This window comes from Lactobacillus rizhaonensis (genome assembly GCF_036246345.1).
In the GTDB taxonomy this organism is placed as follows: domain Bacteria; phylum Bacillota; class Bacilli; order Lactobacillales; family Lactobacillaceae; genus Lactobacillus; species Lactobacillus rizhaonensis.
Genome location: NZ_BTTV01000003.1, coordinates 167,083 through 191,544 on the forward strand (window position 1 = coordinate 167,083; position 24,462 = coordinate 191,544).

At 34.0% G+C, this 24,462-nt stretch carries 24 protein-coding genes and 1 pseudogene; 17 read left to right on the forward strand and 8 right to left on the reverse strand.

The genetic code is table 11. The features are described 5' to 3' along the window. The first annotated feature begins 157 nt into the window (after positions 1-157). The 7 genes from AAA915_RS05375 to AAA915_RS05405 all read left to right on the forward strand — a co-directional run bounded on the left by AAA915_RS05375 (position 158) and on the right by AAA915_RS05405 (position 5,073). Entirely contained in the window at positions 158-1,009 is an 852-nt protein-coding gene (locus AAA915_RS05375) for an energy-coupling factor transporter ATPase (protein WP_338200782.1), read from the forward strand. Next, entirely contained in the window at positions 985-1,830 is an 846-nt protein-coding gene (locus tag AAA915_RS05380) for an energy-coupling factor transporter ATPase (RefSeq protein WP_338200780.1), read from the forward strand. Before AAA915_RS05375 ends, AAA915_RS05380 begins: the two co-directional genes overlap by 25 nt. Positions 1,831-1,834: 4 nt before the next feature. Further along, positions 1,835-2,632 (forward strand): energy-coupling factor transporter transmembrane component T family protein, encoded by a 798-nt coding sequence (locus AAA915_RS05385; protein WP_122026345.1) that lies wholly within the window; start codon positions 1,835-1,837, stop codon positions 2,630-2,632. After that, positions 2,632-3,417 carry a tRNA pseudouridine(38-40) synthase TruA gene (gene truA / locus AAA915_RS05390; RefSeq protein ID WP_338200776.1) on the forward strand — a complete coding sequence of 262 codons (786 nt, stop codon included), beginning with the start codon at positions 2,632-2,634 and terminating at the stop codon, positions 3,415-3,417. Before AAA915_RS05385 ends, truA begins: the two co-directional genes overlap by 1 nt. Before the next feature lie 106 nt (positions 3,418-3,523). After that, positions 3,524-3,967 carry a 50S ribosomal protein L13 gene (gene rplM, locus AAA915_RS05395; RefSeq protein ID WP_045928442.1) on the forward strand — a complete coding sequence of 148 codons (444 nt, stop codon included), beginning with the start codon at positions 3,524-3,526 and terminating at the stop codon, positions 3,965-3,967. An 11-nt stretch (positions 3,968-3,978) separates the two neighbouring features. Further along, positions 3,979-4,374, forward strand: a complete 396-nt coding sequence (gene rpsI, locus AAA915_RS05400) for a 30S ribosomal protein S9 (protein ID WP_034980394.1) — start codon at positions 3,979-3,981, stop codon at positions 4,372-4,374. 342 nt (positions 4,375-4,716) lie between these two features. Next, complete coding sequence (locus AAA915_RS05405; RefSeq protein WP_338200772.1) at positions 4,717-5,073, forward strand: DUF6176 family protein; 357 nt, start codon at positions 4,717-4,719, stop codon at positions 5,071-5,073. Positions 5,074-5,162: 89 nt separating this feature from the next. On the opposite strand, the gene AAA915_RS05410 is transcribed toward AAA915_RS05405, so the two are convergent. The 3 genes and pseudogenes from AAA915_RS05410 to AAA915_RS05420 all read right to left on the reverse strand — a co-directional run bounded on the left by AAA915_RS05410 (position 5,163) and on the right by AAA915_RS05420 (position 8,256). Next, a complete protein-coding gene (locus AAA915_RS05410) occupies positions 5,163-6,428 on the reverse strand; it encodes an ABC transporter permease (protein WP_338200770.1) in 1,266 nt (421 codons plus the stop codon). Next, positions 6,425-7,108, reverse strand: a complete 684-nt coding sequence (locus AAA915_RS05415; RefSeq protein ID WP_338200768.1) for an ABC transporter ATP-binding protein — start codon at positions 7,106-7,108, stop codon at positions 6,425-6,427. The genes AAA915_RS05410 and AAA915_RS05415 overlap by 4 nt, the downstream gene beginning before the upstream one ends. A gap of 90 nt (positions 7,109-7,198) precedes the next feature. Continuing rightward, a pseudogene (locus AAA915_RS05420) lies at positions 7,199-8,256 on the reverse strand (S66 family peptidase). A 228-nt stretch (positions 8,257-8,484) separates the two neighbouring features. Between AAA915_RS05420 and AAA915_RS05425 the strand changes: the two are divergent. From AAA915_RS05425 to AAA915_RS05465, 9 genes are all read left to right on the forward strand, one after another. After that, positions 8,485-8,799, forward strand: a complete 315-nt coding sequence (locus AAA915_RS05425; RefSeq protein WP_338200766.1) for a PadR family transcriptional regulator — start codon at positions 8,485-8,487, stop codon at positions 8,797-8,799. Then, positions 8,792-9,415, forward strand: a complete 624-nt coding sequence (locus tag AAA915_RS05430; protein WP_338200764.1) for a DUF1700 domain-containing protein — start codon at positions 8,792-8,794, stop codon at positions 9,413-9,415. The genes AAA915_RS05425 and AAA915_RS05430 overlap by 8 nt, the downstream gene beginning before the upstream one ends. A 25-nt stretch (positions 9,416-9,440) precedes the next feature. Continuing rightward, the gene (locus tag AAA915_RS05435; protein WP_338200762.1) at positions 9,441-10,307 is read left to right on the forward strand and encodes a DUF4097 family beta strand repeat-containing protein; all 867 of its coding nucleotides are present in this window, start codon (positions 9,441-9,443) and stop codon (positions 10,305-10,307) included. A gap of 262 nt (positions 10,308-10,569) precedes the next feature. Further along, complete coding sequence (locus tag AAA915_RS05440) at positions 10,570-11,019, forward strand: PTS sugar transporter subunit IIA (protein ID WP_338200760.1); 450 nt, start codon at positions 10,570-10,572, stop codon at positions 11,017-11,019. A gap of 3 nt (positions 11,020-11,022) precedes the next feature. After that, the gene (locus tag AAA915_RS05445) at positions 11,023-11,340 is read left to right on the forward strand and encodes a PTS fructose transporter subunit IIB (RefSeq protein ID WP_046325322.1); all 318 of its coding nucleotides are present in this window, start codon (positions 11,023-11,025) and stop codon (positions 11,338-11,340) included. Position 11,341: 1 nt separating this feature from the next. After that, the gene (locus tag AAA915_RS05450) at positions 11,342-12,439 is read left to right on the forward strand and encodes a PTS fructose transporter subunit IIC (RefSeq protein WP_294604566.1); all 1,098 of its coding nucleotides are present in this window, start codon (positions 11,342-11,344) and stop codon (positions 12,437-12,439) included. Positions 12,440-12,504: 65 nt separating this feature from the next. After that, the gene (locus tag AAA915_RS05455) at positions 12,505-15,177 is read left to right on the forward strand and encodes a glycoside hydrolase family 38 N-terminal domain-containing protein (protein WP_338200749.1); all 2,673 of its coding nucleotides are present in this window, start codon (positions 12,505-12,507) and stop codon (positions 15,175-15,177) included. A gap of 8 nt (positions 15,178-15,185) precedes the next feature. Beyond that, positions 15,186-17,807 carry a glycoside hydrolase family 38 N-terminal domain-containing protein gene (locus AAA915_RS05460; protein WP_338200747.1) on the forward strand — a complete coding sequence of 874 codons (2,622 nt, stop codon included), beginning with the start codon at positions 15,186-15,188 and terminating at the stop codon, positions 17,805-17,807. A 52-nt stretch (positions 17,808-17,859) separates the two neighbouring features. After that, entirely contained in the window at positions 17,860-19,791 is a 1,932-nt protein-coding gene (locus tag AAA915_RS05465; protein ID WP_338200745.1) for a BglG family transcription antiterminator, read from the forward strand. A gap of 420 nt (positions 19,792-20,211) precedes the next feature. Here the strand turns inward: AAA915_RS05465 and hxlB are convergent, their stop codons facing one another. From hxlB to AAA915_RS05490, 5 genes are read right to left on the reverse strand one after another with little or no spacing between them, the layout of a single operon-like run. Next, entirely contained in the window at positions 20,212-20,754 is a 543-nt protein-coding gene (gene hxlB, locus AAA915_RS05470) for a 6-phospho-3-hexuloisomerase (protein ID WP_046325317.1), read from the reverse strand. 8 nt (positions 20,755-20,762) lie between these two features. Next, positions 20,763-21,209: a PTS sugar transporter subunit IIA gene (locus AAA915_RS05475; protein WP_338200742.1), complete on the reverse strand. Its 447-nt coding sequence runs from the start codon at positions 21,207-21,209 to the stop codon at positions 20,763-20,765. Further along, a complete protein-coding gene (locus tag AAA915_RS05480; protein ID WP_110446404.1) occupies positions 21,209-21,496 on the reverse strand; it encodes a PTS sugar transporter subunit IIB in 288 nt (95 codons plus the stop codon). The genes AAA915_RS05475 and AAA915_RS05480 overlap by 1 nt, the downstream gene beginning before the upstream one ends. Positions 21,497-21,514: 18 nt before the next feature. Beyond that, complete coding sequence (locus AAA915_RS05485) at positions 21,515-22,873, reverse strand: PTS galactitol transporter subunit IIC (protein WP_338200737.1); 1,359 nt, start codon at positions 22,871-22,873, stop codon at positions 21,515-21,517. Positions 22,874-22,882: 9 nt separating this feature from the next. Further along, positions 22,883-23,398: an RpiB/LacA/LacB family sugar-phosphate isomerase gene (locus AAA915_RS05490; protein WP_046325313.1), complete on the reverse strand. Its 516-nt coding sequence runs from the start codon at positions 23,396-23,398 to the stop codon at positions 22,883-22,885. Between the two features lie 192 nt (positions 23,399-23,590). Here AAA915_RS05490 and AAA915_RS05495 point away from each other — a divergent pair, with 192 nt between their 5' ends. After that, the gene (locus AAA915_RS05495; RefSeq protein ID WP_338200732.1) at positions 23,591-24,352 is read left to right on the forward strand and encodes a DeoR/GlpR family DNA-binding transcription regulator; all 762 of its coding nucleotides are present in this window, start codon (positions 23,591-23,593) and stop codon (positions 24,350-24,352) included. Positions 24,353-24,462: the final 110 nt, after the last annotated feature.

Sequence of the window (24,462 nt, forward strand, 5' to 3'; positions counted from 1 at the left end):
TAAAAATCACTTATTTAAAACTACTCCTCTTAATATTGCTAAAATTTATTAAAAAACATCTAGATAGTAATGATAAAAATAGAAAGATTGCAATCTTTGTTCAGAAATCATAATATTTTTGGTACAATTGAATCAGACTTTTTAGGATGGTGAGAGTATGACAACTGACAGTATTATCAAAATAAAAAATGTAAGCTTTACGTATCCAGAGTCAGCAACTCCTGCTATAGACAACATTAGTCTTAATATCAAACGGGGATCATGGACATCAATTATTGGCCATAATGGCAGTGGCAAGTCGACAATTATCCGGCTGATTAATGGCTTACTGGTACCTGATGAAAAAGGAAAACCGGAAATTGAAGTGGATGGCTTAAAACTAAATGATGATACGGTTTGGGAAGTTCGAAACAAAGTTGGAATTGTCTTTCAAAATCCTGACAACCAGTTTGTGGGAGCTACAGTAGCTGATGATGTTGCATTTGGATTAGAGAATCGCGGTGTTTCGCACTCAGAAATGGTAAAGATTGTTCCTGAAGCAATTAAGGCAGTGGGGATGAGCGAATACACCAATGCTGAACCAGCAAATCTTTCAGGAGGACAAAAACAGAGAGTAGCAATTGCCGGAATACTGGCTGTTAAACCCAAAATTATCGTGCTAGATGAGGCCACCTCAATGCTTGATCCTGAAGGTAGAGATCAAATATTATCAATAGTACAAGCTATGAAGAATAAATATGACATGACAGTAATTTCAATTACGCATGATATTGATGAAGCTAGTATGGCTGACCAGGTTTTAGTAATGAATGATGGTAAATTAATTACTAAGGGCAGTACTAAAGAAGTCTTTAGTCAAGTTGACCTGTTGAAAAAATTGGGTCTAGATGTGCCCTTTTATGAGCAAGTTAAAGCAAAGTTACTGGCTGACTCAGTTAAAATCCCAGCTGGTATTGATTCAGAAAAAGAGTTGATCAATTATTTATGTCAATTAAATTCGAAGATGTAAGCTACATTTATTCTCCAGACACACCACTTGAAAAAAAAGGTTTAGATAATGTTTCTTTTGAGCTGCAAGAAGGTTCTTTTAATGCAATAATTGGACATACTGGTAGCGGTAAATCGACTCTTATGCAACATTTTAATGCTTTAATTAGACCTACATCTGGAAAGATAGAGATAGCAGGTACAACTATCACACCGGAAACCACTAATAAAAATTTAAAAGAATTGAGAAGACATGTTAGTCTGGTTTTTCAATTTCCAGAAGCACAGCTATTTGAAAATACGGTAATAGATGATATTGCTTTTGGACCTAAAAACTTTGGTTATGATAATGAAAAAGCCCTTGCAAGTGCCAGGTTTTGGCTAAAAAAAGTTGGTTTACCTGAAGAAATTGGCAAGCGATCACCTTTTGAGTTATCTGGCGGACAAATGAGAAGGGTAGCGATAGCTGGTGTCATGGCTTATGAGCCAGAAATTCTCTGCTTAGATGAACCAGCTGCTGGACTTGATCCTGAAGCACGTAAACAAATGATGGCACTTTTTTCTGAATATCAAAAAGAAGGGCATACTGTAATCTTAGTTACTCATAATATGGATGATGTAGCCAATTATGCTGAAAATGTTTTAGTCATGGAACACGGTAAAATGATTAAACAAGCTGCACCAAGAGAAGTTTTTAAAGATCGCAATTGGTTACAAGAGCATCATTTAGAAGAGCCTAAGTCTTCCTTGTTTGCCACTAAATTGCAAAACTATCATTTTGCAAAATTACCATTAACTATAGCTGACTTAGTAAAAGATATAGAAACCAATTTAAAGGGGTGAGAATGTGAGTAAAATCTTAATTGGCCGTTATGTAGCTGGTGATTCGATAATTTATCGTATGGATCCCAGAGGAAAATTACTGGCAACTATCATTTTTATTTTATTCGTATTTTTAGCCAATAATCCAGTTTCTTATCTAATTGTAACCATTTTTAGTATAGCTGCTGTAGCTGCCACTAAACTAAAACCAAAAGTCTTTTGGGATGGAGTTAAACCCCTAATTTGGTTAATTTTGTTCACGTCCTTTTTGCAGTTGTTTTTCTCAGTTGGTGGTACTGTCTATTGGCAGTGGACAATTTTTGCATTGTCTAGTTATGGTATAACCAATGCTATTTATATTTTTATCCGCTTTACTGTGATCATCTTAATTTCTACAGTAATGACTGTTACTACTAAACCACTTGAAATTGCTGATGCTATTGAATGGCTATTAAAACCGCTAAAAATAATTCATGTTCCAGTCGATAAAATCGCTCTAATAATGTCAATAGCTTTACGATTTGTACCAACTTTATTTGATGAAACTTTAAAAATTATGAATGCCCAACGTTCACGAGGTGCAGATTTTAATAATGGCGGGTTAGTTACCAGAGCAAAGGCAATTACCCCTCTTCTGGTTCCGCTATTTATTAATTCGTTAGAAACAGCGATCGATTTATCAACTGCGATGGAATCACGTGGTTATCGTGGAGATCAAGGCAGGACAAAATTCAGAATTTTAAAATGGTCCAATGTTGATCTTATTAACTTGTGCTATTTCATTTTACTATTAGGGCTTTTATTAATATTTAGGACACATTAATGACAACAAGATATAAAATGACGGTTGCTTATGACGGACACCTTTTCCATGGCTTCCAGTATCAACCTCATCAAAGAACTGTGCAAGGAACGATTGAAGCTGCCTTATCTAAAATGACTAAGGGCAAGAATGTGGTTGTTGAGGGTTCAGGTCGTACTGATGCAGGAGTTCATGCATTGGGGCAGGTAATTCATTTCGACTATCCTGATAAACAAATTCCACCAGAAAGAATGATTTGTGCGTTAAATTCGCTCATGCCGCTCGACATTGTTTTTAAAAAATGTGACATCGTAGATGAAAATTTTCATGTGCGATATAGCGCTAAAGGTAAGTGGTATCGCTATCGCGTTAGTTTAGACAGATTTGTCGACCCCTTTAAGCGTCTATATACGGGACATTATCCTTATCCAGTTGATGTGGAAAAAATGAAAAAGGCTTCTCTTGATTTACTGGGAACACATGATTTTACCAGCTTTGCAGCTAGTGGTGGCCAAATTAAAAACAAGGTTCGTACCATGTTTTATGTAAATATCCAAAAAGATAAGCAGAATAATGAAATTGTCTTTGATTTTATTTGCTCTGGTTTTCTTTACAATATGGTCCGTATTTTAGTAGCAATGTTATTAGAAATTGGTAGGGGTAAACGTCCTGTTAATGATATTCCCCGGGTAATAATGGCAAAGGATCGTGAGCAGGTAAGAGAAACTGCTCAGGCAAGTGGGTTATTCTTATATCATGTTTTTTATGATGATATACCTAAAAAATATAGGCTCGACAGGGAATAATATTGACTTTTTAGTTGAAAAGAATTATTATATTAAAGTATGTTTGTCCACGATAGGCCCCGGAATCTTATTGTTTTCAAACAACGTATAAACGGAGGAAATTAAATTGCGTACTACACAATTAGCGAAACCTAATGAAATTGAACGTAAGTGGTATGTTATTGACGCAACAGATGTATCTTTAGGTCGTCTGTCAACTGCAGTAGCAACTATTTTAAGAGGTAAGAATAAGCCTCAATATACACCAAATGTTGACACTGGTGATAACGTCATTATAATTAATGCCGCTAAACTAAAGTTAACAGGTAAGAAAGCTACTGACAAGATTTACTACCATCACTCTGATTACCGTGGTGGCATAAAGGCCACTCCAGCCGGAGACTTGCTGGCTAATAATCCAGTTAGATTAGTTGAATTGTCAGTTAAGGGTATGCTTCCTAAAAACACTCTTGGTCACCAAGAATTTATGAAGATGCATGTTTATGCTGGTGCTGATCACAAGCACGAAGCACAAAAGCCTGAAGAATTAGACATTAACAAATTAATCTAGGAGGTTAAATAATGGCACAACAAGTTGCATATGCAGGTACCGGTCGGCGCAAGAATTCTGTTGCACGTGTTCGTTTAGTACCAGGTAGCGGCAAAATTACCGCTAATAATAAAGATATTGATCAATACATTCCTTTTCCTAATTTAGTTAAGGATTTGAAGCAACCATTGACTTTGACTGAAACTGAAAATCAATATGATGTTAAGGTTAACGTAAATGGCGGAGGTTTCTCAGGTCAAGCTGGAGCTATTCGTTTAGGAATTGCTCGTGCTCTTCTTGAAGTAGATCCTGATTTTCGTGGTCCACTGAAGAAGGCAGGTTTCTTAACTCGTGATCCAAGAATGGTTGAACGTAAGAAACCAGGTCTTAAGAAGGCTCGTAAGGCTTCACAATTTAGTAAACGTTAATCAATACGATTATATCAAGGTTTCAAAACACTTCATGGTTCACACCATGGAGTGTTTTTTGGTACTTTTTAGCTAAATTCACACCATTCAGATGAAGTTAGTTGAAATTTATTGAAACAGTGTTTTCAGAAAAGTTTGGGAATATCTGATATTAAAGGCTTCTTGAAATTTAGTCAAATAAACGTTATTCAAACTAGGCCTTAAGAAAGCGCGTAAGGTTTTACAATTTAGTAAGCGGTAATTATTTATTTTTGACGAATTACACCATTTATTATAAAAATTTAAGGCACCAACATAAGTTCGGTACCTTTTGTTTAGATTAGATAGGATTAAAGTAGAATTATGACAAAAACTGAATTAACCCGTTTTCGCATTAAAAAAGGGAAAGAAGCGAAGGCACAGGAATGGATGGACTTTTTAAATGAACATCATCAAGATACTGTAGCAACAATGGCGGGAGAAAGAATGTATATTGAGACTGTATTTAAAGAGGAGTGTGCGGACGGTTACACATACTTTTACTGGTATTCTATGCAAGGAGAAGGAGGAAATGCAGTCGAAGATTCGGATAGTTATATTGATCAAAAACACTTAGAATATTGGGACGAGTGTATAGATACTGCATATATGCCGGTGGATATGAAAGTGATGGAAAAACTAGTAGCACCTAAAATCAAATGTATTATAGATGCTGATTAAATAAAAAAGCTAATAAGGTGTAGTTATTTTAATAAAAGAAAACCAAAAAACGTCAGATATTATCTGGCGTTTTTTAATGTTACAATTATTTATTCATATCTTAAAGCAGTGATGGGATCTAGTTTTGCTGCTCGTTTGGCAGGCAGTGTTCCTGCTAAAAAGGTAATTAGACAGATGATGCCAATAATTAGTAAGCCGCTAGTCCAGTTGAACTGAATTAAGGTAAAACCATCCAGCCCTTTTAAGAATGACTTAGCAGCAAAATTGTTTATGGCACTACCTAAGCCAATTGCCAGTAATAATCCCAATGAAGAGCCAAACAAACCAATTAAGATCGCTTCGCAGCTGAAGATGGAAAATACTTTACCTTTACTAAGCCCTAATGCCTTCATAAGACCAATTTCTTTTGTACGATCTCTCACTGACATGTACAGGGTATTAATTACTCCAAAGCAGGCAGCTACTAATGCGATAGCTCCAAAAACAATTAAAACCCCAGTGACTGCGTTGAATGTTAGGAAAAGTTCATTGACTGCTTCTTTAAGAGTCATACCGGAATATCCTTTTTTAGTTAAATTATCCTCAACTTTCTTAATGCTGCTGGCGCTCTTGTTAACAGGAGTAGCAATGACACTAACATACTTATCTTTTAATGCATGCGGAAGACCTTTTTGGTTGGCGGCAATTATTTTTTGCCCTAAGCCATTACTGTAAATGGCAAAACCTTTTGATACTATACTATCATTTCTGACTCCAACAACCGTAGCAGATATTTTTGTTTTTTTCCTGGTAACGGGTGATTTTGTCACTAAAGTAACTTTTTTACCGAGTGCATCTTGAGCATTTTTGAAACCATAAAATTTAACCATTGGTTTAGTGATTAAAATCTGGGCCTTTTTTCCGCTAGTTGCAACTTGGTGACCAACTTTCAGGTCGTAATTGATTCCTTCCGTTATTTGCGCAATTATAAGATATTTAGTTTTATTAGGGCCTTGGACATAGTCAACATCACAGTCCTTTAACGCTTTAAAATCTTTTAAGCCTTTAACTGATTTGATTTTTTTAATGTCGTTTTTGTCCATCATACCATCAGCGTTTTGACTGCTCTTCTTGGTATTATATTTTTGAGGTTCATTCGTATCTTGACTGGAACTCCCAGGCAAAATAGACATTTGCTCAGTTTTACCAACATTGCCGACTTGCTTTTTCAAATAATCATTAACACCATTATTAATACCCATAGTAATGGCAATAGTTAGGGAACCAATGAAAACAGCAATAATGGTTAGGAATGTCCTTCCTTTATTATGCCATAAGTTTGTAGCCGCCGAGTTAAGGATATCATGAAATCTCATTGCTGTGTTCCTCCTACCACTTGACCATCTTTAATCTGAATCTGACGTTCACACTTTTTGGCTAAATCCGGATCGTGGGTAACAATTATTAAAGTGATATTTTTTTCTTGATGTAATTTAAATAAAATATTTTCAATATTCTCGCTGGTAGCTGAATCCAAATTTCCTGTCGGCTCATCAGCAAAAATGATTTGGGGATCATTGACTAAAGCACGTGCAATACAGACCCGTTGCTTTTGTCCCCCTGATAAAGCACTGGCTTTATTTTTGACTTTGCTTTCTAATCCAACTGCCTTGATTGCTGCTAGAGCTTTTGTATGGCGCTCTCTGCCTGTGACTCCAGCTATTTTTAGAGGGAGCATGACATTTTCCAATACGCTGTCTTGAGCGTTTAAGAAAAACTGTTGAAAAACAAAACCAAATGTTTGATTGCGTAGCTTATTTAATGCTTTATTCTTAATTTTACTTGTGGGTTCATTATTTAAAAAGACGCTGCCAGTAGTGGGGTGGTCAAGAAGTGCCAGAATGTGCATTAAGGTAGACTTGCCCGAACCACTTTTGCCAATGATAGCCACCGAATCACCTTTGTTAATCTGTAAATTTATTCCTCGTAAGGCATCAAACTTAGTTGCACCTTTGCCATAGGTGCGAGTCACACCACGAGTTTCAAGTAAACTCATAGATTTTCCTTCTTTCTTTGTATCACTGTAATACATATATAATACACCATGACTAAAAAAAGGCAAATATTTTTTTAAAATAATTTCAGATTAGGCAAACCAGGGTTCCATAACTTTTATCTCTGGTTTTTCAAAATCAATTTGTGTTAGCGCGCCGTAGGGCAGAGCAGCACGGGGATAAGCATGTCCAATATTTACATTATATAAAATTGGTGTATTAAAGGTAGCAGTCTCTTCCAGTAAGACTTTTTTATACTCAGAAAAATATTTTTTATTCTGCGGTTTACCAACTAAAATAGCCCGCACATTGCCTAAAATACCCACTTCAGCCAGTTTAGCTACTTCTTTACGATAAAATTCAGGAGCTGGTTTTTCTTCGCATGTTTCTATAAATAATATTTTATCTTGAGCTTCTTCCTCTGTAAGCATGAGATGATATTGACTGACGATAGGCGGTTCGTCTTCATAACGATTAGGGACTAAGTTATCGTAAAGGCTATCAATACAACCACCCCATAGTCTTCCCAGAATTTTTCCGTGACCGCGTAGCACCTCATAACCAGTATCTTGGTGGTTTATCCTTTTTTTGCCAACTTGGCTGATTGAATAATCAGTTCTTTCTTCATACCAGGTTTCACTAGCAGGAATGATGGTTGCAGGAGAATTCTCAAAATAATGATTTAAAGTTTTTTTGGTGTAAGGTAAAAGTTCGTTTTCTAGCTCTGCAAAATCAGTTAAAAAGCTTGCATTCCTAACCTGTAAAACATTAAATGGTTATTCGTGGTATCAGAAAAACCACTAAACAACTTGGGATGCTCAAAAACAGCAGTTTTAAATACCTGATCTGCCATTAAATAAGGCAGTGTCTTGTAGGTATCATCCCCACCAATTGCGGCAATGATTCCTTTGATATCTGGTTCTAAAAATGCTGCTTTTAAATCGGCAGCGCGTTTAGCAGGATGACTTTTGATGTATTTAATACCGCTGAGAGCATGGGGCATAAAAACAGGCTGTAAACCAAGTTGCTTCATGTGCTTAATTCCTTGTTTAAGTTCATGAGAAGCAAAATTCTCTCCCAGAGTACCAGCTGATAAACTGACTATTGCTATCTTATCTCCAACCTGTAAATGTTGTGGTTTCATTAACATAGATTGAACCTCCATTATTAAAAATAGTTATTAGTTTTTAATCTTACTATAAAAACTTAGCCTAGAAAACCTTAGTGAATGTGTAAATTTAAGAAACAAGCAAAGGGATAAAGTTTCGCAAAATTTGAGAATGCAAAAATAATTCAGTGAAAGTTCCATTAATTGCTTGAAAGCATTTTGATTAAGCTTTACAATATTATATATAATATAATAATGGAGGAAATAATTATGACGATAGTAATTCCAAATCGTCTTCTGGATGGAGTTGTCTTAGCTTTTATTAAAGAAAACAGTGGTTATAGTCGTGGAATAACAAACTGGGCTAAAGCAACTTTTGGTATTTCTGAGTCTGCCATCTATCCTATCTTGAAAAGATTAAGGGAAAACAAATTCTTATTAGTTGGTACCAGGCTTTTTCAGGGAAGAAGCAGGAATTACTATCAAATTACTGCTTCAGGTAAAGCAGAATTAAAAACAATTAAAAAAGAGTGGTACAGTTTTAGCACTAAGATAAATCAAATTATGGGAGAAGAAAATGAATAAAGTTATTGATAATTATATTTTGCAGTTAAAGCAAAATCTTTTTAATTTGCCCAATTCTGATATGCAAGATGTTGTGGAATTTTATCAGGAGTTTTTACTTGACGGCAATTACCATAATGAATCAGAGATAATTGCTGAGTTAGGTACTCCCAAGCAATTAGCACGCAAAATTATGGCGGACTATTCAGTTTCAATACCTGAAAGAGAAGAGACACACAAAACCAGCTCCAAGTCTAACTTAAAAACCATTTGGGTTATTTTATTGGGAGTTCTGGCTGCACCCATCGGCATACCATTAGCATTAGCAGCAGTAATAGTTATGGTAGCAGTATTGATTGCATTGGCCGCAATCTTTATTGCTTTAGCTATCATTATTACCTCTTTATTCATCGCTGGTGCTTTTATATTGATTAGATCGTTTGGACTGCTTTTTGGTGGCTACTGGGCTTCAGGCTTTTTCTATGTTGGAGGAGGTTTAGTTTTAACATGTGTTAGCTTAATGCTATTCCCAGTAATTATGAAATTTATTCGCTTCCTAACTGCAGAATGTGCTGCTTTTTTTCAACACATTGGTCGGAAAATTTTCAAGCAGCGTTACTATAAAACCAATGTTTAGATGAGCGAGGAGGATTGGATTAATTATGAAAAAGTTTTATCGCATATGTGGATTGGCCATAATTGTTGGTATTGTTATGATGCTCGTTGGCTGGTCTAATAACGGTGTAAGACCAATAATTGCTAATCATAACCACTTTACTTTGACCGCTATTGATGATTCTAAGCTCACACGTACATATACTTCAAACCACAAATTTAATAAAGTTTTTATTCAAACTGATTCCTCTGATGTTTTTCTTCATTCGGGCAAAAAATACCAAGTTAATGTTACTGGAGTTAATCCAGATGCAGTACAAGTAAAATTAGCAAATAACCGTTTGGATATTTATGAGCCCAGACCTATTGCAATCAATTGGCGTAAAATTGGTTCCAGAATTGACGTAACTGTTCCTCAAAATGTTCACTATACTGAATTTGATAGCGACAGTGATCACGGAAACATCAGATTAAAAGACCTGAAAGCTAATGCAAATTTTGTGAGTTGTATGGATGGTTATTTAGATATTGATAATATTGACACGAAAAATACAAGTTTAATAACTGGTGGCAACCATAGATTAACACTCAATAACTCTGATCTGGGTAATTCAGAAGTTAAAATAGATGGAGGTTGGTGCAGACTTTTAAATTGTTGTTCAACAATGACTCTGGATGCTTCTAACGCTAATATTACAATTAACAATTCACAACTTAGCAATAGAAATTCTTTTACTTTACAAAGTAGCAATTTAGTAATTAAAAATACGCCTAACCTAAGTTACCAGTTGACAGCAGATGGCAAAGCAATTAGGTATAAGGGTTCAAAGCCCTATGAAAACTTCATCAAAAAGAACTCCAAGAAAAATTTTCTTTTGGTTGATTCAACAGAAGGAACTATTACTATTAAGTAAAAATTATAGTAGGCTCTTTTATCATCAAACTAAGTCCTGAAAGTCAAATAACTTTCAGGGCTATTTTTTTAGTTAAACTTTTAGAAAAAACTTAGATTATAAAACAGCTTGTATTAAACAAACCTAGTTAAACAGGATTATGACTACATTAAATATGATTTTTCCAATTTAAATGGAAAATACTGGTACTTACAAATTAATTATTAAAAGATAATATATTTATTGAAAAGGTTTTCAAACAAGAAAAGAAGTGAAGACATAAATGAAATTTTCTAACGAGGATGTTTTTTTAGACGTCAACGAGACTAGTGTAAATTCCTTTTTAAAGTATGCTGCAAAAGCGGCATATGATGCGGGCTATACCAATGACATAGAAAAATTAGATCAAAGTTTTTTGGCAAGAGAGCAAGAATTTTCAACAGGACTTGAAGATGGCTTTGCAATTCCGCATGCTAAAACAACAGCGGTCAAAAAACCGGGTTTTCTTTATTTTAGATTAAGTCAGCCTTTAAACTGGAAGACATATGATAAAAAGCCAGTCACTGATGTTTTTGCATTGATGGTCCCACCCGAAAATGCGGGTGACAAGCATTTACAGATGCTGGCGAATTTATCAACTGCACTGTTGGAAAAAGATTTTAAAGAAAAATTACGCAGCCTTTCTTCTAAAGAAATGATTGCACAATTTATTAATGAAAAGATTGGAGAATAAAAAATGAATGTAGTAGGAGTTTCTGCTTGTCCAGCAGGCTTGGCCCATACACCAATGGCAGCTAAGGCTTTAGAAAAAGCTGGTAAGGAATTAAATTGGAATGTCAAAATTGAGCAACAAGGAATGATGGGACCAGTTAACGCTATTTCTCAGAAAGAAGCAGATGCAGCTGATTTTGTATTAATTGCTTCTGATCAAAAAATTACTAGTATGGACAGATTTAAGGGCAAGCCAGTTATTCGAGTAGATATTAACACTTGCATTAAGGCACCTAAAGCTGTTTTGAAGAAATGTGCTGCTGCAATTAAGAAGGAGAATTAGTATGAAAAGAATTTTGAAAGAGTGGGAAGGAGCAATCATGAGTGGGATCTCATACATGATCCCAACTGTTATCGGTGGTGCACTTGTTGTTGGTGTACCGCAATTGATTGGTATGTGTTTTGGCTATGGTAATTTATCTAAGTTTGCTAAAACCGGCGGCTTTTTCCATATTCTTTATCAAATAAACTCAGTAGGTTGGATTGGCATTGGCTTAGTTAATTTGGTAATTGGTGGCTATATTGCTTACGCTCTCGGTGACAAACCGGCGTTAGGTGCTGGCTTTATCGGTGGTCAGTTAGCTACTAATAATCAGCTTGGCTTTATTGGAGCAATAGCGGCTGGACTCATTGCCGGCTATGTAGCACGCTGGTGCCGCAAGATTAAAGTTCCGGATAAGTGGAATTCAGCAATTGAACTTATCGTTATGCCGCTTTTAACTGTTGGTTCAGTGGCGCTCTTTGTAGGTGTCGTTTTAACGCCACCTCTAGCCTGGATTAATAATGGCTTAACATCCTGGGTTAAGTACATGGTCGAACAAAAGACTAATGCGGTTTTATTAGCCGCAATTATGGGCGGCATGATCGGTGTTGACCTGGGTGGACCTGTTAATAAAGCTGCCTGGGGAGTAGGAAACTTCTTCTTTATAGAAGGCATTTATCAGCCATGTTTGTATACCAACATTGCTATTTGTGCTATTCCGATGGGATATGCACTTATGAGTTTCATTTGGCCTAAAAAACGGTTTTCTCCAGAATTATTGGAAATGGGACACAATAACTTAATTATGGGAACTTTTGGTATTACTGAAGGTGCGATCCCGTTCATGATGAAGGCCCCACAACTGATAATTGTTAATGTACTTGGTGGAGCTCTAGGCTCGGCTACAGGTGCATTTTTGGGAGTGAAATCCCATATTCCTCCTTTAGGCGGGTTACCTGGGATTTTGACTGCAGATAATATTTTTGCTTATCTTGCTGGTATCTTTGTTTGTGCTTTATTTATAGCTATAGTTGCACCATTAATTGCCGACTTCACAGATAAAGATTCATCAGGCGAAGAATCAGTGAGTGACGACGACATCGAGTTAAATATTCAGTAGAAAATAAAAACTATGGTTTAAGAAAATATTGCTTTTAAGCTATAGTTTTTTATTTAGGAGATAGAATGATAAAAAAAGTTTTTGTAGTTCCGCATACTCACTGGGATAGAGAATGGTTTTTTACCTCAGATCGTGCTAAAGCATATTTAATTAAAGACGTAAAAGACGTAATTGATCATTTAGAAAAAAACGAAAAGTACGGTAGTTTTTTATTAGATGGTCAAACTTCTTTAATTGAAGATTATTTGTCTTGGCGTCCGCAAGATATTGATCGTGTAAAAAAATTAGTTAAAGAAAAAAAGCTTTTTCTAGGACCATGGTATACCCAAACTGATCAATTCATGGCATCTGGTGAAAGTATCATTAATAACCTCAGAATCGGGATAAGTTCGGCATCTGATTTAGGCAGATACATGAATGTAGCTTATGTACCAGACTCGTTTGGTCAAGAGTCAAGTTTGCCGCAAATATACTCTAGTTTTGGCATTAAAGATGCAGTTTTATATCGTGGCTTTTCAATCGCAGACACCAAAAACTCTGAATTTATTTGGCAGGGTGAAGATGGTTCCCGAATCAATGTGTTTCGCATGGCTTGTGGTTATTTTATCGGAGGCGTGATTGATGAAAATAAGTTGTCAGCATTAATGAAAACTGAACCCTTCAAAACTGTAGTCCAACAAGCAACAACAAATAACATTTTGTTTCCGAATGGTTCAGATATGGCTCCATTAAGAGATGACTTGCCAGATTTAATTACTAAGTTAAATGATGCTAATGAGAAAGAATACCAATTTAAGGTAGCATCGTTGCCAGAATATATTGACGCAGTGAAAAAAGATAAGCCTGACATGGCACTTGTTAAAGGTGAGCAGGATTGTGGCAAAGATATGCGTGTTCACAAGTCGATCTATTCTTCTCGAGCAGATATCAAAAAATTAAATACGGAATTACAAAATTATCTCACTAACGTTGTGCAGCCTGTTTTGTCTATGGGCAGTTATTTTGGTCTAGATTATCCTTTTGCAGCAATAAAAAGCTTGTGGCAAAAAATGGGTAAAAATGCGGCACACGATTCAATGGGTAATTGTGTATCTGATAGAGTTAACAATGCGATAAAAATGCGGTATCTGGAAGTGAAAGATACTGCTAAAAGCCTAGTTGATTCTACTTTACGCTTCATTTCTACACATATTAAAAGTAAAAAGCATCCGATTACTTTGACAGTATTTAATACATTGCCCTTTGTAAGAGATGAAGTAATTAATAAGACTCTGTATATTCCAAGTCGCAATTTTAAGATTGTCGATTATGAAAACAATGAGATAGCATACGAAATTAATTCCATCAAAGATAACACTAATTTGATAAAGGGTGCCACTATCCAACTAAATCCAGGAGAAAATATTTATATTCCGAAAAAAGTTTACCGTATCAACTTGAATATTGATTTTGGTGAAATTCCGCCTTATGGTTATAAGCAATTTTACCTAATACCACTTGTGGAAAAGGAAATAGAGTTAAACGAATTAGCAATTGCTGATACGAAAATTGAAAATGAGTATTATCAAATTTCTGTTAACACAGATGGCAGTTTGAATATTTTAGATAAACTGAATAAAAAACTTTATTCAAATCAAGCAATTTTAGAAGAAAACGGTGACGGGGGAGATTCATATAATTATTCACCTGCAAAAAAAGATTTAATAATCTATTCGACTAGTCAAAAACATCAGGTGCAGGTATCGCATGGCAAATTGCAAGATAAATTAATTATCTTGTTTAATTACATGGTTCCTAAAAATTTGGAAATGAGAAGTCAGGGAATAACCGACACTGAAATGCCTGTAAAAATGGTTGTTAAATTAACCAAGTCCGATAAAATGATTAAGTTTAAAGTTCAAGTTGATAATACTAAGCCGTTGAGTCACAGACTCTGCGTTGATTTTGCTAGTCAACTTGATACTAATTTTAGTATTGCGGATATTCAATTTGGCACAATCAAACGTCCTCTTGCAAAAAAGGAAGACTTAGCCGATTGGGAGCAAAATCAAGAAAAATGGCAAGAAAAACCAATTTCTATCAATACAATGCAAAGTTTTGTGTGTCTTTCAAATGCTAAAAGAAATATAGCTGTTATTCCTCAAGCAGTCAGAGAATATGAGTGTACTAGTAAAAAAGATTCTGTTATAAGGCTAACTCTTTTCCGCACTTTTAGTATGCTAGGCAAAAGTGATTTATTATATCGTCCTGGTCGCGCCTCTGGAGATGATACAGTCCCGACGCCTGACGCGCAATTAAATCATAAATTGGAATTTAAATTTGCACTGACTACAGGACAATCCAGTTATGATCAGTCAAATTTAGCTAATGAAGTTAAAGACTACGAAACTCCTTTGCAAGTCTATGAATATGCAGAATTTTTAAATGGTAGGTTAACTTTCCCGCTTAATCCCAGTAGGCAGTTTTTAAAACATGATTTTAGTTTATTTAAAACTGAAAATAAGTTGACAATAAGTACAATTGAAAGATCAAGGTCTGGTCTGGGATATTGTTTACGACTTTATAACCCCAAATTTCACCAAGTGAGTGAACAAATCACTTTTGTCAAACAGCCTAAGATAGTTCAACTAGTTGATTTAAGGGAGCATATTTTACAAGATTTAAAAATTAAGAATAAGCAAGTAATCATACCAAAAATTGGACACGCTAAGTTTATCACAATTTATTTTGAGTTTTAGGAGATATTATGGTTAAAGCATATTTTGTTAATCACACTCATTGGGATCGTGAATGGTACTTTACTACGCAAGATGCACAGGTATTGAGCGATCAATTATTTACAGAAGTATTGAACGAACTTGAAAAACATCCGGAGGCTAATTTTACTCTTGATGGTCAGATGTCTATTGTAGATGAATATGTTGAGATTCATCCTGAAGCCAAAAGTAGAATTCATAAATTAGTTAATCGTGGACAACTCTTCATTGGGCCTTGGTATACTCAAACAGACGCTCTTGTCCCTAACGCTGAATCTCTATTAAGAAATCTGATTATCGGAATTTTGGATGCCAGACAAAATTACGGTGAACCGATGCTATTAGGTTATTTACCAGATACCTTTGGCTTCAACGCTAATTTACCGATGATTTTAAATCAAGTGGGAATTCATGACTTTCTATCATGGCGCGGTACGAATTTTAAAAGACAAACTGAATCCGTCTATTTTAAATGGAAAGCGTTAGGTGGAAAAGCAGTATTTGCTGCCAACTTCCCTTTAGGTTATTTTACTGGGCAAATTGATCTGGAGTCAAAGCGCAATTTAAAGGATTTTGTCAAAAACCGGTTGGATAAAGGGATAGATTTTGAAGCATTGCACGGCAACAATTCTGAAGTCCTTGTACCTTCTGGCATAGATCAGATGAATATTATTCATGATATTTCTAAAACAATTGCTCAAGTAAATCAGTATTCTAAACATGATGTTTTAATTAGTTCATATCCAGAATTTATGCAAAAACTACGGCAGAGAACATTACCTGAATTTCAAGGAGAACTGAGATATCCAACTTATTCCAGAGTTCATAGAACCATTTGCTCTGTCAGATCTAGAAATAAACGTAAAAACTTTAAACTTGAACAAGTTATAACTCGGCGTTTGGAACCTTTAATGGTAATTGCCCAATATGCAGGTATTCCAATTTCAAATGGCATAGTTGTTAAGTTATGGAAATTGTTGTTCAAAGCGCAACCACACGATACGATGGGTGGCAGTGTTACTGATAACGTGGCGTTAGACATCAATGAGCGCTACAAACAGGCTTTTGAAATAGCAGATGGTTTAGAAAATTACATTAAGAAAAGGTTGGCTCAACGGCTTTCATTATCAGATCATGACGTTTTGGTTTTTAATACTGATCCTTATAGCTTTAAGGGACGGAAAGTCGTAGAAATTATTTCCAGTTCGTCTAATGTTAAGTTTCCAACTCAAAATAAAGCAGTCATTGTGGACTGTAAAGAAGTCAAGTCTAGACCTCATATTATGCAGTTAACTCCTAATGGTTATGAATTTAAAGATGAATCTGGCTATTTCAAATTAAAAGTTAGTTTATATATCGAAATGAAGGGATTAGGATATCAGGTTATTCATTTTGAGAATATTGAGAGCGTAGTGCCTAAGCTTAGGCTACAAAAGGGCAGTTCAATCGCAAATAAGGAAGCCACAGTTAATTATCTGGATGGCAAATTTAATTTGGTTACTAAAAATAAAACTTTTACGGATGTCATCAGTGTTTATGATCAAGCAAATGATGGTGACACATATGACTTTTCGCCACTGAAAAATGATCACGAAATGCGCCTTCCGTGGCAGGGAAAGATTCAGGTTGCTAAGGCAAAAGACATCGAGACACTGCAATTAAGTGGTTCCTGGTCAGTACCATACGATTTAGAAGACAGAACTAACAGTCAAAATGCGAAAAAAGTAGCGGTAAATTTCCAGCTAACTTTGACTATTTTTGCTAATTCTCCAGTGATATCAGCTAAGTTGATAGTTGATAATCAGGCTCTTTCTCACCGCTTAAGACTTAGATTGAAAACTGGTCTTGAAACAGAAAATGTTCATGCACAAATCCAGGGTGGATTCAGAAAAACAACTAATGAAAAAATTGCTGATAACTGGAACGATGAATTTGTTGAAAAACCGGTGAATATTTATATTTTTGATCGTTGTGTCGGTATGAATAATTCAAAGGTAGGATTGTACTTTTTAGGAAAAGGACAAAAAGAATATGAAAAAAAGGATGATTCACTTTTTATTACTTTAATGGCTACAACTGGTCAGTTGGGAAAACCAAACTTATTATGGCGACCAGGCAGAGCTTCAGGTGACACTACTTCCGTTGGTCATGTGATGATGCCTACTCCAATGGCACAAGAATTAGGTGTTAATGAGTTTAATTTTGGCTTATATGTTCCAAGTGGAAGTCAATTAAAAGAAGAAAAACTGTCTCAAGTTATTTCTAAATGGTATTCTCCTTCAGTCAGCTACCAATTGCAGAAACATAATCTGTTCGTAAATAGGCTAGATAACAAATTGTGGGATGTGGAATTTGTACAAAATTTGCCTCAACTTAAGAAAACCGAAAATTGGCTGAATATTAGTAGTGACATTGAAGTTTCTGCACTTTATTTGTCTTATACAATAAAGAAACATTTGGTACTGCGTCTGTCTAATATGACTAACACAGAAAAAGATGTTTCATATCTTAAAGATAAAAATTTTATTGAAGTTGATGGCTTAGAAAAAATTATTGCACAAAGTTTTAAAATTGCGCCTTATGACATGATTACTTTAGTAAAAAAGATTTAGGTTAAGCGCAAGTATTTACTGAAAGAAGTGCAAATGAAAATGAGGTGATAATTTGAAACTATCTTATAAACGATTAGGACAAATTCTTGAACTTTTGTTGAATGATTCTGCCAATCGCTACGTTTCAACCTCCTTTTTAGCACAAAAGTGTCATGTAAGCACTAGAACTATAAGATCCGATATTCAAGCTTTAAATAAAGAATTAACTATTTTTAAGGTGACTATCAAAAATAAACGAGGTGCTGGTTTTTATTTAACAAATATGGATACAGCAACTAGAGCTAAGTTACTCAAAGCTGCTAAAAGTGACTTGCCAGTTACTAGATCTGAGGAGCGTATCGCTGCAGTTGAGCAATATTTGCTGGTAAATGATAGAGTAAAACTATCAGATATAGTGGAAAAGTTTTTCATTAGTGATAATACCTTTTTTTCATACCTTGTAACTATCAAAAAAGAATTTAGCAAATTTAATCTTAAGGTTAATAAATCAAATGATTATTATAGAGTAAAAGGTTCTGAAGCAGATAAACGAAACTTTATTATTGCAAAGTTAATTAATAAAAAATCAGATAATTATATTATTGATTTCACGGAAAAAGAAAGAACTATTTTAGCTAATGTCGATCTAGATAAGTTAAAAAAACTTATCCATGCATTTTTAAGACATTATAGTTATCATATTTCTGACATTAACACTAAAAATATTATTTTACATTTCGCACTAACTATTTCACGAATCAAATTAAACTTTCACTTGGAAGCAAGTACACATGCAAATATCAAAAAGGATGTACTGAAAAATTTAAAAGAATTATTTTTAAAAATTGAAAGAGAATTTGGAATCAAACTAAATCAAAAAGAAAAAGATGATTTGATATATCATTTTGCATTAAACTTTCCTGAATGTGTTATTTATACCAATAAGTCTAATTCTAATGAAAGTATTGCAAAAGCTGTCACTTTTTTCCTGCAAAATATTAAGAGTGAATTTGCTATCAACCTATTAAACGATCAAGAATTGCGGGTGAATTTAATTCAGCATTTGACGAATTTAGTTAAGATTAAAAAAGTAAATGGTAAGCGTAAAAACCCATTATTAAATGTGATCTTGTCGACCTTTCCGTATGCTTATGAAATAACTGCCTATTCTGCTCCTATTTTGGAACACATGCTAGATCTTAAATTAGATGACGATGAGCTTTCCTTTATAACTCTTCATATTGGTGCTTCAATTGAAAGACAAGGTAGTCGTTTTTCAAAAAAGAATGCTGCATTGATCTGTGGTTCTGGAGTATCAACTGCAGTTTTGGTAAGGGCAAAATTGGAAACACAGTTTGCCTCGTTTTTGAACATTACCGGTACTTATACTTATGATGAATACTTAGAAGGCAAAGCAAATAATAACGATTTTTTGATTTCAATGGTACCTATTAACAATGCTACCGTTCCAGTAATACAAATAGATTTAGCAAATTTTCATAATGATATTTTACAATTATCAGATTATTTAAAGTCTCTCAATAATCCATATCGAGCAATTGATAAATTGTTTGATGAAGAGAATATTTACTTATTAAAAGAAAAATTGTCTAAAAATGAACTCCTAAATATGTTAATTAAAAAATTAGAGCAAAAAAAGATAGTTAATAAAGACTTTAAAGCAAAAGTATATGAAAGAGAAAAAATGTATTCAACTGCAGTTGGTGGCAAAATTGCAATACCTCACTCTTTAGGCTATGCTACTAATAAATCCAAGGTTTGTTTTGCACGTCTTTCACAGCCGATTATGTGGGATGAAAAAAATGAAGTGAAATACGTTTTTTTATTAGCAATTGCTCGACAGGACTATTTAAGTATTCAAAAATTATTTGATTTTATTGTCGATTTACAGACTAATTCTACATTTAGAGATATTATTGATAAAAGCTCTTCTCCTAAAGATGTTAAAATAGCAATCAGTAAATTGATTCAAAGTAGTTATTGAAATGATATGGTATTAAATAATTAACAAAAAATAAATGATTTCTGTCAACAGGTATTACTACATTTTTTATGATTTATTTTAAAGAATCGTAATACTCCTTGGTTGATGAGAATACATAAGTAAAAAATTTTTATTTGTATATTACTAAAATTTAAACCTGATTTAAAGTTAATTCGCCTTGATCATATCTATTTCTAATTATAGTACTAAAGGTAGTACCTAATTGAATTTATATAATTTTTAAAACTCTAAAACATTTTTTAAGTTATGCTAAAGTACCTTCTGTTAGCTCATCATCAAAGAAATTGTTTTAAGCTCTATGATTTTTAATCACAAAAACACCCCCAAAGTCTATGACAAATTTGGGGGTTCATATCAAGATTTATTGGTTTTTATTTATATATGAGTTTCAATTTTTAATCATTCAATATCGGCATGGTTCTGTATCATTTGTTCTTCTGTAATATTAAGTTCTTTCATTAATCTCAAAACGATGCTGTCAAATAAAAGTAGTGAAAACTGTTCAAACAAAGCTCCCATTGGTTGAATAGATTTATTGTGCTCAAATTTTGATTGGGCATTAATTTGCACAACTATTTCACAAAATTGCGCTAATGGACTATTGTTATCAACAGTAAAGAGAATTTCTTTTAAACCGTTATTTTTTGCTATCTTCGCCTGGGCTATTAGTTTCTCTGATTTTCCCGAAGCAGAATTAAATATTAATAAGTCATTTGAATGTGTATGAGGAGAAGAAATTTCTCCAACAACGCTAACTTCTAGTCCCAATTGCAGTAACCTGTTAGCAAAGGATTTTATCATTAAGCCTGAACGACCTGAACCTGAAAAATAGATATGATTACTATTTATTATTAATTGACAGATTCTATTTAAAGTTTTTTCATCTACTGGATCATCAACATTATTGATTTCTTCGCATATTTTTTTTAATTCAAATGCCATATATTTTCCTAATTCAATTTTTGATAAAGATATTCTTCTAACTCTTTATCTTTCTTATTTTTAACACTTTGTAGAAAATCTTTATTTTGAAATAGTTTCATAAGGGTACGCAACATGGTTAAATGTTCATCACCTTTTGCTAAAGCTAAATTAAAAATAAAACTACATTTCACATCTTTTGATTTATCATCCATGCGGCCAAATTTTACTGGATGAGAAAATCGAACAAAGCTAACACTACTTGTGTTTACAAAGTTTTGATTTCCATGTGGAATCGCAATGCCTAAATCAGAATTAACTTGTAATCCTGTAGGAAAGTCTTTTTCCCTTGCAATACATGCCTTAGTAAATTCTTCAGTTATTAAATTCTTAGCCAATAGCGGTTTCCCAGCAATTTTGATAGCTTTTTGATAGTCTGGAATAATATCATTATTTGATTGTACAAAGATTTTCATTATTTGATCAGCTCGTCTTTTATTTCTTCTAAAACTGAGTCCTCATTTATACCCGTTAAAAGGGCAGTGCCTACAATTATTGGTGTTGTAACATTTGGCTTATCCAATTTAGTGGATGAAACGATTAAATCATAGCCATTGAAAACATCATCTGTGCAGTCCATCAATGATTTTTTATCTAAATTCACGTCAGAAACGCTTTGGTCATTTAAATAATCTTGTAGTTCTGCCAACATAACAGAAGATGATGCAATTCCATTTCCACAAACTACTAACACTTTTTTCATGATATATCTCCTTAATTTCTATTTAGCTAAAGAATTTTGTCTACGTTCGTACTTTTTAAGCCAATAACCAAAAACAACTATTATCAAGGCAATCACAACATATGACCACAAGCCAAGACGAGAAGCTTCAGCAAACAAACCTGTAAATGGATTAGCTGATGGATTTAATGATGAATACATAACGCCATTTTTAGCACCACTGCCAAATTCTCTGAATACCTGAGTTGTTGGTTTGGCCATCCAAGAAGCTATATATAATCCTGGTGTAAACATTAAAATTGAAGTAATCCAAGTTCTAATAATGTTGCCATGAAAAATAGGAACCATACATGCAATAAAGAATACAAATTGGGATAAGTCACCCATCGGCATGACTTTATTGCCAGGAAGAAAGACTGCAATAATTTCGATGACTGGAATTAAAAGCAAGGCTGGTGCAATTACGTCAGGATTTCCTATTACTAATGCAGTATCCATACCTACTGTAATATCACGGCCTTTGAAGGCTTTAGTCATTTTCTTTCGAACAGCATTTGATAAAGGCACAAGACCTTCCATCATGATGGAAGTCATTTTTGGTAACAAGAGCATAACGGCTGCTAGGTACATACCTAAATGTAAACTTTGAATTATTGTATCGCCAGGATTTGACCAGCTATAACCTGCAAATCCCAAGAGAACACCAATTATAAAACCTACAATAGTAGGGTCACCAAAAACGCCAAACTTTTTCTGAATTGTTTCAGCGGTTACATTCCATTTTCTGACTCTTGGAATATGATCAAAGATCCAATTCATAGGGTAGGCAAAAATCATATATGTATTTGCAACGGGGTGTGAAATAGAAACTCCTTCAGGTAAATTAAAGAATTTTTCATTCTGCTTAGCTCCTAAATCGGCCATAAATAATGCCCACATATGAAAAATACCAGCGGTAAGTAAACCATACCAGAAATTACCAGAGTAAGCATATACAATCGCGCCCATTGAGGCGTTTTGGTGTAGGTTGAAAACATCAACATTAATACAGTCTGTCAATTTTAACAGTAATAGAATAATATTAATACCTACGCATAAAGGAATTATAACTGCTCCGACTTTTGAGCCGAAACCCATAACTGCTGTCGCTGCACCACCAACGTCAATTGCTTGCAATGAAGAGCCAGTTCTTTTAGCTAAGCCAGTAATTGCTGGTTGCATTTTATCAAGCATGAAAGAAGTGACCATGGTCAAAGCTATAAAACCAATACCAACTTTCATGGCAGAAGAAATTGATTCCGCCCATGACCGACCTACAGCTTTCATTAACACTAAAAATATTAAAGGAATAAAAATAAAGTTACCAAGATTATTAATAAATTGAGTAATTATTTCCATTTTTAACTCCTATTCTTCTGTGAAGCCCATGTTCCAAGCTACATAATCAGGCTTTTTCAGATTACGGTCATCATCTTTTTTGGCTTCCAATAAGTTTGCTCTAGAATTTGGTCTGGAATTTTTAAAATCAAATGGTTCATCTAAGAAAGCATCAAGTACCATTTCCATGTAAGGTAAACCATTTACTCTCGCTCCCAAGCCTATGATTTGGACATTGTTGCTTAACCTTGCCCTTTTAGCAGAGTACGGATTAGTTACTGCTGTTGCTCTTATACCCCAGTGTTTATTAGCCTGCATAGTAAAACCAATTCCTGTGCCACATATATATACACCTAATCTGCACTCATCTTTTTGAATAACTTCTGCCATCTTATCAGCTAATTTAGCAAAAGTATTCTTGCCATCTTCAGGCTTTTTAACGGGATCCCAAACGACTCTGTAATTCTTTTCTTCCTCCAAGTATTTCTTGATGGCTTCTTTCCGCTCGAAACCAATATCATCACATGCTATTGCTATTTTTTTCATACAATTTCCTTTCTGTAAACGCTTAATGTTATTACAAAACCAATTATAAAATTTGTTTTAATTGGTGTCAACCGCAAAAATATACTTTTTTAGTAATTAAAAGCAATTAAAACCAATTTTTATAGCATAGAAGTAACAAAAATTATAATCTATGATATTCTTGAGTAAAAAGTTTAAAAGGTGAGTAAATAAATGAAATTAATGAATAAAAGAAGAAATGATATTTTAACTGAAATCATAAAAAAAGGTAGTGTTACAGTTCATCACCTTTCAAACGAATTTTCAGTTAGCTACGAGACTATCCGTAAAGATTTAACTTTCCTAGACCAAAAAGGTTACATTATTAAAGAACATGGTGGAGCGACAGCCTTAAATAGTCTTATCGAAAACTCGTTTACTGTGAGACAAGAAAAGCAAATCAAATTAAAAAAATTAATAGCAATTGCAGCATTCAAACTTGTATTAGATAATTCGTCAATTATTCTTGGGTCAGGTAGCACAGTTTTAGAGTTGGCAAAATTATTAGTAGCTAAAAAGAATTTAAAAATTTATACTGATTCTTTTCCTGTAGCAACTGCGTTAGCAAATTCAGACAATGAACTTTATTTTTTTGGTGGAAAAATTAGAGCTAAATCATCCTCGGTTTATGGAGGGTGGACAAATGAAGCAATTAATAGTATAAAAGCTAATATGTGTTTTATAGGTTCAGATAATTTTGCTGGTCATAACGGTCCAACGACACCTTCGTATTCTGATTATGGTGTTGATAAGCTTTTATTAGAGCATTCAAATAAAAAATATGTTCTAGCTGATTCTACTAAATTTGAAGGATCAAGTCTTTATCAAATAACAAATTGGGAAAATATAACTGCCTTAATAACTAATGTAATTTCGAAAGCTCAAGTAGATAGTTTGGCTTCCTTAACTAATATTATTCAAGCAAAAAATTCTTAAGTAAAAAAGATAATTAGCAATTAAGAACATAAAAAATAACCAGTCAATGCAAAAGTGACTGGTTATTTTAATAAACTGAGTTTTTAATCAACTCAATCATGCGGTAAAAA